Annotated in this window: 10 protein-coding genes and 1 tRNA gene; 3 read left to right on the top strand and 8 right to left on the bottom strand. The window is 60.6% G+C overall.

Going from position 1 to position 13,132, the window contains the following annotated elements; translation table 11 throughout:
* Positions 1-54: 54 nt before the first annotated feature.
* The 3 genes from ABYO54_RS06565 to ABYO54_RS06555 all read right to left on the bottom strand — a co-directional run bounded on the left by ABYO54_RS06565 (position 55) and on the right by ABYO54_RS06555 (position 1,631).
* Positions 55-130: transfer RNA gene (locus ABYO54_RS06565), tRNA-Glu, on the bottom strand.
* A gap of 196 nt (positions 131-326) precedes the next feature.
* The gene (locus ABYO54_RS06560; RefSeq protein ID WP_372807445.1) at positions 327-926 is read right to left on the bottom strand and encodes a hypothetical protein; all 600 of its coding nucleotides are present in this window, start codon (positions 924-926) and stop codon (positions 327-329) included.
* Positions 927-1,052: 126 nt separating this feature from the next.
* A complete protein-coding gene (locus ABYO54_RS06555) occupies positions 1,053-1,631 on the bottom strand; it encodes a thioredoxin family protein (RefSeq protein WP_372807444.1) in 579 nt (192 codons plus the stop codon).
* A gap of 129 nt (positions 1,632-1,760) precedes the next feature.
* Between ABYO54_RS06555 and ABYO54_RS06550 the strand changes: the two genes are divergently transcribed.
* On the top strand, positions 1,761-2,924 hold the full coding sequence (locus ABYO54_RS06550) for a phosphopentomutase (RefSeq protein WP_372807443.1): 1,164 nt from the start codon (positions 1,761-1,763) through the stop codon (positions 2,922-2,924).
* On the opposite strand, the gene ABYO54_RS06545 is transcribed toward ABYO54_RS06550, so the two are convergent.
* Positions 2,913-4,343, bottom strand: coding sequence for a peptidoglycan DD-metalloendopeptidase family protein (locus ABYO54_RS06545; RefSeq protein WP_372807442.1), 1,431 nt, complete (start codon positions 4,341-4,343; stop codon positions 2,913-2,915). The two genes, ABYO54_RS06550 and ABYO54_RS06545, sit on opposite strands and share 12 nt — an antisense overlap.
* Positions 4,344-4,520: 177 nt before the next feature.
* On the opposite strand from ABYO54_RS06545, the gene ABYO54_RS06540 reads away from it, so the two are divergent.
* On the top strand, positions 4,521-5,120 hold the full coding sequence (locus tag ABYO54_RS06540; protein ID WP_372807441.1) for an ankyrin repeat domain-containing protein: 600 nt from the start codon (positions 4,521-4,523) through the stop codon (positions 5,118-5,120).
* Positions 5,121-5,132: 12 nt separating this feature from the next.
* Positions 5,133-5,606, top strand: a complete 474-nt coding sequence (locus ABYO54_RS06535) for a nucleoside deaminase (RefSeq protein WP_372807440.1) — start codon at positions 5,133-5,135, stop codon at positions 5,604-5,606.
* Here ABYO54_RS06535 and ABYO54_RS06530 read toward each other — a convergent pair.
* The 4 genes from ABYO54_RS06530 to ABYO54_RS06515 form a co-directional block, all read right to left on the bottom strand.
* Positions 5,600-6,079 (bottom strand): PH domain-containing protein, encoded by a 480-nt coding sequence (locus tag ABYO54_RS06530; protein WP_372807439.1) that lies wholly within the window; start codon positions 6,077-6,079, stop codon positions 5,600-5,602. The genes ABYO54_RS06535 and ABYO54_RS06530 overlap by 7 nt on opposite strands.
* The gene (locus tag ABYO54_RS06525; protein WP_372807446.1) at positions 6,072-6,728 is read right to left on the bottom strand and encodes an alpha/beta fold hydrolase; all 657 of its coding nucleotides are present in this window, start codon (positions 6,726-6,728) and stop codon (positions 6,072-6,074) included. The genes ABYO54_RS06530 and ABYO54_RS06525 overlap by 8 nt, the downstream gene beginning before the upstream one ends.
* A 51-nt stretch (positions 6,729-6,779) precedes the next feature.
* Positions 6,780-7,712, bottom strand: coding sequence for a radical SAM protein (locus tag ABYO54_RS06520; protein WP_372807438.1), 933 nt, complete (start codon positions 7,710-7,712; stop codon positions 6,780-6,782).
* Between the two features lie 95 nt (positions 7,713-7,807).
* Positions 7,808-13,132 (bottom strand): autotransporter domain-containing protein (locus ABYO54_RS06515; protein ID WP_372807437.1); only part of this gene is annotated, 5,325 nt, incomplete at its 5' end.

Below are 13,132 nucleotides of genomic sequence, written 5' to 3'. Positions count from 1 at the left end.
CTAGGCCACTAGACGAAGGGGTCGCTAGATGTTTTTCCGAAGCACCATTTAAAATGGCGACCCCTACGGGACTCGAACCCGTGTTGCCAGGATGAAAACCTGGAGTCCTAGGCCACTAGACGAAGGGGTCTTCGGTAAAAACGAGCGCGTAATCTAGCAGAATCGCGGAGCTCGGCAACCTCAAATTTGTTTTTTTTCACCCCCATCGAAATCGCCATCGAAAAACCGTCCGTTCTGCTCGGGAATATTCGCCCGACGAAGCCGGGCAGGGCACAAAAAAAAGCCCGGCGCAATTCCGGGCTTTCCAACCATTGAATGGCTTCGATCTACATGTTGCCCATCTGCTCGAGCAAGCCGAGGGCCTTCTGAGCATCCGACTTCGGCTCTTCCATGACCGGCTGGCCAAGGCCTTCCAGCGAATCGATGTCCGACTCGACGGCGGCGGCCGGCTGGGGTTCTGTCGCCCCGGCAAGCGCACTCATGTTCTTCTTAAACATTTCGAAGCGGCGTTTCACTTCCTGAAACTCAACCTGCAGCGCGTTGTACTTTTCTTCCCAGGCGTTGGCTTGCTCGCGAGCGGAAGAGGCCATGGACTTCGAAGTTTTCAATTGGGATTCGAGATCCGCAACCGTGCTCTTCTCTGCGGTCAGTGCCTTGGCGGTTTCGGCGCTCTTCTGCTGGAGGCCTTTGATGCGCTCGGTCGCGTCGTCCATCTCAATACGGGCCGTGCGAACCTTCGCCTTTTCGTTCGTCACGAGATCCTTCTGGCGCTCGATCTCTTCCTTGAGCTTGCCTTCTTCGGCCTTGAAAGCCGCTTCCTGGCTAGCCAGTGCCGCCAGATGCTCTTCTTCGGGAACCCCGCAACCAGTCAACATTCCAATGGCAAACCCGGAAACCAACATCATCGCAATTCTTTTCTTCTGCATTACTTCCTCCGTTATAAGGTTATTATAGCTTTCCCCAGAAATGTAAGCAGTATAGGTCTGCTTTTATCAATTTCAACACATCATACACACAAATATAGCAGTATATGAACCGAACGACGGCCCGCCTCAAACCAAGTCGCAGGCATCGGCGGGCATCCATTTGCGGTCCCGGCCCTCCCATTTCACGTTGCATCCCACGGGATTCGTGACGGGCACGGAGACGGGCTTCCCGGCCACAAGCGCTTCCAGCGCATCGGCCAGCTCGTGCGTGGTCGACTGCGTCCAGTCGCGCGGATTGTCGATGGCCCGCCCGACATAGGCCAGCCTGCGGGACTCATCGAAAACATAGAAGTGCGGGGTGCGCAACGCGCCGTAGGCCTCGGCCACCGCCTGCGATTCGTCGTAGAGATAGACCCAGGGGAACGCGTATTGCTTCATGCGGGCCACCATGTGGTCGAAGTCATCCTCGATATAGGTGTTCTTGCTGTTGGAATTGATCGCCACGAACCGCACGCCTTTTTCCGCGAACCGTTCGGCAAGCCGCCGCGTGTTCTCGTCCGACCCGATCACATACGGGCAGTGGTTGCAGGTAAAGAAAACCACCAGAAGCTTTTCGTCGAAATCCCCCAGCGAATACGTATTCCCATCCGTCGCCGGCAGGCTGAACGCAGGCGCCTGCTCCCCGATTTGCAACGTGAATGCCATAACTAAACCTCCGGTTGAATGGCCGCCTATTCTTATGCCCTTGAGCGGGAATGCAAACCAAATTAGAGCATTTCGGTTCCATATCATTCCGCTTTCATTCGCCTGGCCGACCGGATACCCTCCGCAGTTATGAAAGTGGTATTGATTGTTCTGGATTCGGTGGGGATCGGCGAGGCGCCGGATGCGGCGGACTACGGCGATGCCGGCGGCGCGACGCTGCAGCATATCGGCGAGGCCGTCGGCGGGCTGGCGTTGCCCACGCTCCAAAAACTCGGCCTTGGCAATATTCGCCCCGATTTCCCAATCCGCGGAATTCCCGCCGCCGAAAAACCGCTGGCCTCGTTTGGAATGATGCAGGAAGCCTCCGTCGGCAAGGACACCATTACCGGCCATTGGGAAATCTGCGGGCTGGAGATCAATCCGGGCTTTCATAACTTTCCGATGGAATTCCCTTCGTTTCCTCCGGACCTGCTCGAAGCGTTCGCGAACGAGACCGGCCGGCCGGTCATCGGCAACAAGGCGGCGAGCGGCATTGCCATCATCGACGAGCTGGGCGAGGAGCACCTGCGCACGGGCGCGTGGATTGCCTACACCAGCGCCGACTCGGTGATGCAGCTCGCGGCGCACAACGACGTCATTCCGCTCGACGAACTCTACCGCGGCTGCGAGATCGCGCGGCGGTTGTGCGACCCGCTGAAGGTCGGCCGCGTCATTGCCCGGCCGTTCATTGGCGAACCGGGTGCGTTCAAGCGCACCGAGGATCGGCGCGACTATGCCTTCACGCCGGAGGAGCCGCTCATCACCGAACGGCTGTTCGATGCCGGGATCCCGGTCTATGCCGTCGGCAAGATCGAGGACATCGTCGCCCACCGCGGCATTACGGAAAGCATCCACTCCGGCAACACGGCGGAATCGCAAAAGGTGGTCGAGCAGTTCATGAAAAAGGCGGGCGACGGCTTCATTTTCGCGAACTTCATCGACTTCGACATGCTCTACGGCCACCGCCGCGATCCGGCGGGCTATGCAAAGGCTCTGGAACAAACCGATGCCTGGCTGGCTTCGTTCCTGCCGCAGCTCGGGGATGAAGATGTGCTGATGCTGACCGCCGACCACGGCAACGACCCAACCTTCAAAGGCTCCGACCACACGCGCGAGTTTGTGCCGCTGCTGTCGTACCAACCGGGCCGGGAAGGCGAAGACCTCGGTATCCGCCAAGGCTTCTACGACATTGCCCAGACGCTCGCCGCGCGCTTCGGGCTCGGCCCGTTGCCGCGCGGGAAATCATTCCTCTAGCCCAACCGCATGCGGCTCGACATATTCGCCGCGCGCGGGCGTATGCATTGCAATCACCCGGCCGCGCCCTTGCTCCCACACCAGCACGTTGCCGAAGCGCGGGCGATAGCCGGAGCCCGTATCCGGCAACGGGGAGTCCTGCAGGTGGTAGTAGATGCTCGGCTGGGTCGAGTCGCCCGAGTTGCCGCACCGGGCAATGGGTTGCCGCACCGCAACCACCTGCCCGGTCTTGACGACAATGCTTTCGTTCATCAGGTGGCCAATCACCGAAACCTCGTTGGTGGCGTGCTGGATCACCACCATGTTGCCCAGCCCGGCAAAGGCATTGGGCGAGCCGGGACGGTTGTCTTCCACGCCATCGACAACCGCCACGACCTTCCCCTCGGCCGGCGCAACGACGGGCCGCCCGTAGGCAAAAAAGTTTTTGTTCTCCGCGCCCTCTTCGACATAGGTCCTGCCGTAGCGGTCGGCGATCACGAACTCGCGGGCATGGTGCCGCGCGCGGTTGCCGTAATACTTGCTGGAGTCCCGGGAATCGCCGCCCCACAACACGCACCAGCGCCCGCCGTAGGGCAGCGTCAGTTGCGTCCGGTGGTCGCCGAGGTCCGGAAACGCCGTCGCGTAGGGAAGAATCCACAACCCGGCAATCTTGCCGCCGTCATCCAAAGCCAACTTCAGCCCGAGCACGCCGCGCTCGAACGAAACGGGAAAGACGGCGGTATGCGGGTCCTGCACCCACGGCGCATCGAGCCGCTCCACCTTTCCCACCCGCTGGCGCAGGTTGGCGAAAACCGTCTGGGTGCGCTCTTCCGAAAGCCGGGCCAAGGCGGCGGGGCCAAAGTCGTCGCGAATGCTCGCATAGCGCCCGCGGTTGATCGCATCGACCATCCGTTCGGCAACCGTCGCGAACCGGTAGCCCGGAGCGTCGGGCCGCACCCGCTTGGGCGACGAAACGAACACGAAGGTCTTCTTCTCTTCCCCCAACACCACCTTGTCCGGCGGGCCCTGCTCGGAAAAGGCGATGACATACGCGTCGCCGCTGTCGAACACCCCCTCCTCGCTGTCGCCGCTTTCGACGCCGTAGCTCGGGCCGGGGAAGACGATGCCCGACTTTTCGAGTTCCACGGGCTCGTTGCGGGTTTCATAGTAGCCCAGATAGGCCCCGCCATTGGAAAACACCAGCGTACGCCACAGGCCGGTTTCCTTTAGCCAGCTGCTGAAAATCGGGTAGTAGGTCCCGCCCGCCTCGACGCTGCCGAGGCGGGTCAGCCGGAAATCGGCCGGGAACTGCTGGAAAGCCGCCACCTCGGCCACGGCCCGCCACGCATCGGAAATCGCGATGTTGCTCTTGCGCTCCTCCGCCGCCAAAAGCAACGCACACGACACCAGCCCTCCTGCAATCCAACGCTTCCGTCTCATCGCCCAACCCCATGATCATCGGCCATGGGCGATGGTACCGCCCCGGCCCGCCGTCCCGCAACCGTATTTCCTGCGCCAAATCGCGCGGGGTTAAAACGGAACCGGGCCTAGCGCGCTCTTGCCTTGCGCCGGGAACTGTGGTCGGATGTCGGTTTCATTCTTACAAAAGGAACCGACATGTCCATGATCCGAATCTTCGCCGCCGTGGCAATGGCCTCCGCCTTGCTGAACGTAAACGCCGAAACCACCAACCAGGTGGCGGCCATCACCCAGCAGGAAGTTGTCGAAGCCGCGCTCTATGGCAAGATCGACGTCGTTGAAAAAGCGCTGGCACAGGGCTACGCGGTCAACGCGCGCGACCCCGAAAACCGCACGGTGCTCATGTATGCCGCCTTCAACGGCCAGACCGACGTCATCAAAAAGCTGATCGATGCCAAGGCCGACGTGAACGCGCAGGACAACATCGGCACCTCGCCGCTGATGTTTGCCGCCAGCGCCCCGAACGGCGCCGCCAGCGTGCAGGTGCTGCTCGACGCCGGCGCCAAGATCAACATGGTCGACAACAACGAACACTTTTCCGCCCTGATGTGGGCCGCCGCCGAAGGCCAGGCCGAAAACGTCAAACTCTTGCTGGCGAACAAGGCCGATGCCACGCTGCAGGATGTCGATGGCGACACCGCCGAATCGTTCGCGGCCAAGGCCGGGCACTACGACGTCGTGAGAATCCTCAAGGCCGCCGCCCCGAAAAAGGAAACCGCCGAGCAAAAGGCCGAATAAATTTCAGTTGCCATGCCCTACCAAGAACCATTTCTGCGCGAGGCGATCCGGCTTGCCAAAGCGCACATGGAAGCCGGCGACGGCGGCCCGTTCGGCGCGGTGGTTGCGAAAGACGGCGCGATCGTGGGGCGCGGCTGGAACCGCGTCGCGACATCCAACGACCCGACCGCCCATGCGGAAGTGATGGCGATCCGCGACGCCTGCGCCCGACTCGAAACCTTTTCGTTGGCCGGGTGCGAAATCTACGCCAGCTGCGAGCCCTGCCCGATGTGCCTCGCGGCCATCTATTGGGCGCGGCTCGACGCCCTCTATTTCGCGGGATCGCGCAACGATGCCGCCGACGCCGGATTCGACGACGCCCTGCTCTATGAAGAGCTGTCGAAGGATCGGGGTGCCCGCAAGCTTATCGCCGAGCAGCACCTGCAAGCCGGGGCGCAAGCCGTATTCAACCGCTGGAAAAACAAGCCCGACCGGATCGATTATTGATTCGTTCGCGCGTCCAAGGCCTGCTTGAACGCGACGGGATCATCGGGCGAGACCACGATGGTTCGGTTGGCAAAACGAACGACCACGGAACGCTTCCAGTCGTTGACGAAGGAGCGGTAGTTGCCGAGCCGCTTGTTGCGATAGAGCCCGGTAAACGAAAAGAGGCCGCCGTTGCCGAACAACCGGATCGAGCCGTGCATGGCCTGCGGATCGATCTCCACCGACTCCAGCTCGTCGAGCGGAAACGTCTTCACCCATCCCACGCGCCGGATCAGCAACCGCCCGTTTTCAACCGCGTAGCCGCGGACGATGAAAGGGACAGCCAAAAAGGCCCCGAGCGGCAACAGCCACACCAGCTCCCCCTCGGCATGGCCTTTCCACGCAACGAAAAGCAGCACGAATACCGCCGCCGAGCTGATCCCCGCCAGCAACCGCCCCCACGGTGCCTTGAACTCCTGCCGCATCTCATTCATTGCCGCTCCTCCGCTCAGGGGTTGATCCGGTCCGTTGCCGAATGAAATCCGTTACGGCATCCGGATGCGACATGGACAAGGCGTGCCCGGCATCGGGAATCACAACATCCGGTTGTGTGTTTCTTGCCGGTAAAACAAAATCCTTCCCTCCGTGAATCTGATAAATGGGCGTGTTGCCGATGTTGGGCGCATCCCGCCACGCCAACACCGCCCCGCAAGCCCAACGCAAAAAAGCCGCATCGGAGTCGGACATCTGTTTCAGCAAACCGGTCAAATGGGTTTCTGCATGCGTTCCGCAGGAAGAAAGCGCAACCTTGCAGCCCAAAGCCAACAACTCAAACGGAAGCGCCTTCGAGGCGCCTTCCACCCTTCGCAAAGCCTTGAGGTTTGCCGGCAACTCATTCGGCGAACGCACGCTGCCCACGAGAATGCACCCGCGAACCTCCAAATGCCGCGCCATTTCAAGAGCCACGAAACCGCCGAACGAAGCCCCGCCGATAAAGCAGGATTCTCCGGGATCGATCTTCGCGGCAAACCGACCGGCATACTGCGCCAGCGATTCTCCCGACAGCGGAGCGATCCATTCCGGAACGCTTAACCGAGGAATCTCGTGCAGCTGCTTTTCGAAAACCCGCGCATCCGCCCCCATTCCCGAAAGCATGATGATTGGCGGATGTTTCATTTCAGCAAGCGGGGATCGTTATGCGCGGTGGAAAAAATAGGTTTCGCCGCCGCTTTTATCCTCCCGCAGCAGCCCTGCGGCAACCATGGCCTTGAGGGTCTTGAACATCTTGTCGCCGGGATAATTGAAATCCGCGGCCAGCTGGGCGCAGGTTGCCGGGTGGCGCTTGATGAGGCCGAGCAGCGCTTCCTCGCTGATTTCGAGCGCTTCGAATCCCTGCTTCTTGAACGAGGCCGTCACGGACGCGGTGGGCCCGAACAGCTCGGCCAGCGCCTGCAGATGCCCCTGCGACGCGGCCTTGACGGATGGATCCGCAGGCGGGCGCACCGCCGTGTTGATATCGATGCGGTCCGGGTTGAGCGACCGCACCACCTCGGCGATTTTTTTCACGCTGGCCACCTGGGAATTGACGCCTTCGATGATGAACACCTCGACCGACAGCTCCCCGAGATAGGTCGAGCGGAAGGCGCGTTCGCCCTTCACCAGCAATTCGAACGTCACGCCCTGCGCCGGGCGGTGGATCTGCTGGAAGCTGGCTTCATCCCACGCGCTGAGCGTCACCTTCACCTTGTCGGCCAGCGCGGCATCTTCGCGCACTTCGGCGGAATGCAACAGGGTCCCGTTGGTCAGCAGCACCGAAGGGATTCCGGTGTTCTCCTTCACCCAACGGAAGACGTCGCCGAAGTGGCGGTGCAGCGTCGGCTCGCCCGAACCCGCCAGCGTAATGTGGTCGGCCTGCCCATCGCGCTTGTTCCACGCATCGAGTTCGGCGAGCACATCCTGCATCGGGACATAGTCGCCGCGCTCGTTCACCTCGCAGGTGGTTTCGCCGAGCTGGCAATAGGTGCAGTTCATGGTGCAGGTCTTGAACGGGATCAGGTCCACGCCCAGCGAACGCCCGAGCCGCCGCGAGGGCACGGGACCAAAAAGGTAGTGGAAGTTCTTCTTCATGCCCGCAGACTGCCGGTTTCACCCAGTGGATCAAGCAAACAAGGCCGCCGAGAGTAGGGGCACGGATAGAATTGCTCCGCAGCGGAGCAGACGACCTAGAATTCGAAAACGATGCGACCGCTGATGGCATAGGCGGTATAGTCCTTGCCGACGCGCCCATCGATATCGAATGCAAGTTCGAGCTGATCATCGAAACGGCAGCCGATTCCAGCGCCGATCTGCGCGACATCGGAAACCGCGCCAGGCATCTCGTAATGAAACCGGCCACCGCGGCCATCAACGATCGTGTAGCCGACCTCCTCGGCTTCCGAATTGAATTCGTGCAGCCAACTCAGGCGCAACTCGGGCTTGAGGGTGGCCGACTCGAACTCCTGCTGCCAGGCCAAGCTTGCCCCGAGCGAAGCAAGCAGACTATTGCGCTCGAACATGTCGACTTCCCGGGCCAGGCTATCCGGCGACTCCTCGATATAGCTGGGCTGGTAATAGTAGTTCCAGAGCATCGAGGCTGTCGGCGTCACGGTTAAACGGCGATTGATCGCCATCGCCTTGCCGCCACCGAAATAGACGGAGAAGGTACTGGCATCGAATTCCGCCGTATTCCCGAAAGCGGAGCCCGACTCCAATTCAACCTTGCTGCGCCCGAATGCCATATTAAAATCGCCGAACCAATCAACCGTACCCCTGCCGAGGTAGAGCATGCCGTATCCCCCGCGCGCTTGGCTGCTATCGCCATCGGCCTGATCGAGGTTTGAGCGAACATAGCCGCCCGCCACGCCCAGCAGCGCATTCTCGACCGGCAGATCGAGCCCGACGACGGTGCCGTAGATGCTGTGGTCGTAGCCCGAAAACCCATCGGCCGCAGAAGCGTCGGCCCACGCCCCATAAGGTTTGGCCCACGCCTGGACGCCCCGCCCGGCGGCATAGGGCCCGCCCGCCCCTTGGGGGGCAGCAGTGCGCCATTGGCTGCTCTGCGTAATGCGGTTTTTCACCTCGTTCATACCCTCGATCATGCCGCGGGCGTGTTGATAGGTCGGGATGCCCCGCATGTATTGCTGCTCCAACTGTTCTTTCTGCTCTTCAGAACTCATGCCGTTGAGCAGTTCGATCATATGGGTGGCAGGACTGCTTCCCAGCAACGACAGCTCGTCGATCTCGCACGCCACGGCATCCATCATGGTTCCGGAGGAGAAGCCTGCGCTTTCGTCCAGATGAACACGGCCAACCAAACCGTAGAGATCCGAGTCGTCTTCCCAGAAGACCACATCGACCAACGTGCCGGAGGCATCCAACACTTCGAGGTCGAGCGCATCGGGATCTTCCTCGCCCGCGACGATCAGCGCATCGGCCTCGACGATCTTGTTGGTGTAGAAGACATCGAACTTCAGCGCACCGACGTTGCTGGCATACTCGATCGTCGCACCCGCTTCGAACTCGGCCGTGCCGCCTACGCTCACCAGCGCGTTGACCGGTGCGCCTGCGGCGTTGGTTTCCACACCGAGGCGCAGCGCCGAGGTGGCGTCCTGATAGTAGTTGCCGCCAACCTCGATACGGCTGCCGGGATCGATGCTCGCACTCGAATCGTTCCGGTTGTGCAGGTCGTAGTCGATCGTCACCAGACCGCCGTCGCTAACGGAGAGCGCGTTGCCGACGCCGCCGTCGGTCCAGTTGCCGGACAGCATCGATCCGCCCATATAGAGGTTGCCAAAAACAGCCCATTCGGAGCCGTCGCCCGCGACGGAGACCCAGTTGCCGTTTGCACCCGCAAGCGCACCGATGGTTCCTGTGCCGCTCGCCATGATGCCGCCGTTTTCGACCGTCAGTTTATTGTCCGATCCGCCGTAGCCCACGTACAGCTCACCGGAGTTGTTCCACTTCGACAGGTTGCCCGACACCGTCACCGAGTTGCCCGACGCCATCGATCCGTAGCCGATGAATGCATTTTTACTTTCGACCAGCCCGCCGTCGAGCACCGACAGCACGTTCGTGGATCCTTGATGGCCGACATACAGGTTGGCGCTGTTGCTCCACACCGATCCGTTGTGCTGGATCGACGCAATGTTGTTGTCCGACATCGTGCCGACATAGCCGTTCGAAGCGGAAACCAAGCCGCCGTCGTAGATATACAGGGCGTTTCCTGTTCCGCCGTAGCCGATGTGGAGCTCCCCGTCGGAGCTCCATTCGGATCCCGCTCCGGAAACGGAGACAAGGTTGTTTACGGAAGACGACTCAAAGCCAACGACTCCCATGCCGCTTTCAACCGCACCGCCCTCTTCAACAATCAAACGGTTCAATGCACCGCAATCGCCAATATTAAGATTGCCGCCGTTCCGCCAAACCGAATCCACGCCGGAAACCAAAACAGCGTTGTGCGATGCGTTGGAGGCGATGCCGATCCCCGCTTGCGCGGTCAAGAGCGCACCGCCGTCGGCGATGGTCAAGCTGTTGTTGGAACCGTAGTAGCCGACGTCCAGCCGTTCGCCGCTGTCCCATACGGATCCGGATCCGGAGACCAACGCGCTGTTTCCAACCGAAGCGACGCCATATCCAATGGCGGAACGTCCGCTTTCAACCCGACCGCCATCGTTGACGGCCAAACTGTTGCTTGAACCCCCGAAGCCGACATTAAGCTGTTCGTTCTGCCAAACGGAATCTGCTCCGCTCACAGATGCGCGGTTGCCATCGGCATCGTGGTAGCCGACATAGCCATAGGCATTGGTCACGCGGCCTCCGTCGGCAATGGTGAGCGTGTTGCTGCAACCCTCGGCTCCAACATAAAGATCCCCGGCATTGTTCCAAACCGAACCCGCGCCGAAAACCGCGACGGCATTGTTCGCTGCGTCCTCAAAGTAACCGATCCTTCCGGTGGCACTCTGCACCGAAGCACCGTCTTCAACCGTCAAGCTGTTAAACAATCCGGCATACCCGACATTTAACTCCCCCGTTGTGATCCATGCCGAATCGGCGCCGGAGACCAGTACGGAATTGTGCGAAGCAGTCTCGCTCAAACCAACCACTCCGAAACTCCCAAACACGTTGCCGCCGTTCAGGATTTTCAGGGAATTCGATGAACTGTATGCACCGACACCAAACTCCGTTTGATTGCTCCAGACAGAGCCCACACCATATACGACCGCGGTATTGTTGGAGGAATCGTGCGAACCACCAACATATGAATACTCAGCATTGACGCGCCCCGCATTCGTTATGACCAACGCGTTTCTCGCATTCCAGAGCCCGACATACAGCTCGTCTTCGATATTCCACTCCGATCCTGCGCCGGTCACCGTCACGGAGTTGCTACCACCCGACAGGTCCGTAAGATTGGGCAGCGTGCCGCCGAGTCCAATAAATCCGGCTTTGCTATAAACGGTTCCGCCATCGGAAACCGTCAAAGAATTTCCGGAACCCAATTCGCCGATTGCCAATTCCAGACGGTTGCTCCACATCGAATTTTCGCCGGTAACAAGAACCCGCCCACTGTGATTCGTCGCCATTCCAATGAAGCCATAGGTGTTATCCACGCGTGCGCCGTTGCTGATGACAACCTCACCGGAATCGCCTTCCCCGCTGACAACGAAACCGCCCGCCATTGCGATGTCTGGCAAATCATTGGTGGAAAGATCGCCCACGATCGCAGCTCCCCAACCATCCACGAAAAGCGCGTTGCCGGCACCGTCGATTTCCAGTCCGTCGCGGATTGCCCAGCGGGAGCCTTGGCCGGATACGACCGCGACGTTATTGCTTCCCCCGCCGACGGCATCGCCAATCGAGCCCGACCCGCTGGTCAGCAAACCGCCGTCGAGGATTTCGAGACGGTTGCCGGAGCCGAGAACGCCGACGTTGAGGTCGAGATCGGCGTTCCATTCGGATCCGGCCCCGGAGACGCGAACGGTGTTCCCCGTGGCACTTGCGTTCATGCCGATGTAGCCGCGCTGACTGTACAGCTTGCCCCCGTCGAGAATTTCGGTGGAGTTGGCGGATGAGGAATAGCCGACGGTGATGTTGGCGCTGTTGCTCAGGCTGGAATCCGCTCCGGTTATCAGCACATGGTTGTCATCGGAGTTGGTTCCGACATAGGTCGATTCATTAAAGACGAAGCCGCCGTTGGTGACCACCAGCAGGTTGCCGTTGCCGAGCGGCCCGATGGTCAGGTCGCCGTTGTTTTGCCAAACGGCATCATCGACCACGGCGACATTGTTGTCGGAACCGGCGGCCGAACCGATGTAGGCACGCCCGCTTTCGACGGTTGCTCCGTTTTCGATGCGCAGGGTGTTGGCATCGCTTTCGCTACCGACGATGAGCTCGTCCCGCACGCTGAGGCTAGAGTTGGTTCCGGTGATGAGCGCGGTGTTGCCGGAGGAGTATTTACCGTTGCCGAGGGTGGCGGAGACGGCGGAAACCGCACCGCCGTTGGTGACCAGCAGCAGGTTGTCGGAGCCATAGTGGCCGAGGGTGAGCGTACCGGAATTCCGCCAGACGGCGTTAGAACCGGAAACGACGGCATAGTTGCCGTCGGCATCGCCGTACTGGCCGATGACGGCATCGCCATTTTCAACGGTTCCGCCGTTTTCGACCTGCAGATAGTTCCCTTCCGAGTCCGAACCAATAACGAGGTCGCCGAGATTTTTCCAAAGCGACTGGGTGCCGCGGACAATAACGCCGTTGTTGTCGCCGGACCACATGCCGCCGTTAATGTACGCGTCGTCGCTATCAACCCGTCCACCGCTCTCGACAACCAAGCGGTTTTCGGCTCCGCCGCTGCCGACATAAAGCGCGGAGGTGTTGCTCCACACCGATCCCGTTCCCGTAACGAGCACGAGGTTGCTGATGCCGGAGGAGGAATTGACATAGCCTCTATCGCTGTTCACGCGGCCGCCGTTGGCGATGACCATCGTGTTGTCGGAACCGCTGTATCCCACGATCAGGCTGGTCTCGACGTTCCAGACCGAACCCGTTCCGTCGATCAACGCATCGTTTCCGCCGCGCCCGCTATACATGCCGACGACCCCTTGCTCGGAGGCGACCTGCCCTCCATCGACGATGGAGAGGCTGTTGCCCGCGGCTTCGTTGCCGACGTAGATCCGCTCGGCATCCCAGCACGATCCGGTACCGCCCACCACGACCGAATTACCTTGGGCGCTCCCGCTGCCGCCGATCTTGCTCGATCCGCTCTTCACGTAGCCACCGTTCGTGATGACCATGGCGTTGTTGTCGCCGTAGAAGCCGATAGCGATGGCGGAGGAGCTGTTGGTCCAAGTGCCGCCGTCGAGCGTCAGCGTTTTATTGTTGCCGTCGAGTACGTCGTACGAGGAGGAAAAGCGCGTGGCGACCGGCATGCCTTCGAGATTACCGGAAACACGAAGATGCCCGCCGTCGTTCCAGTTGAAGCCGTTGGTCGAAACGTTGAAGTCGTTGTTGAT

It is taken from the genome of Pontiella sp., from assembly GCF_041622395.1.
Lineage (GTDB): Bacteria > Verrucomicrobiota > Kiritimatiellia > Kiritimatiellales > Pontiellaceae > Pontiella.
The sequence above is the reverse complement of the archived record's forward strand: the minus strand, read 5'-3'. Positions and strand labels throughout refer to the sequence as shown.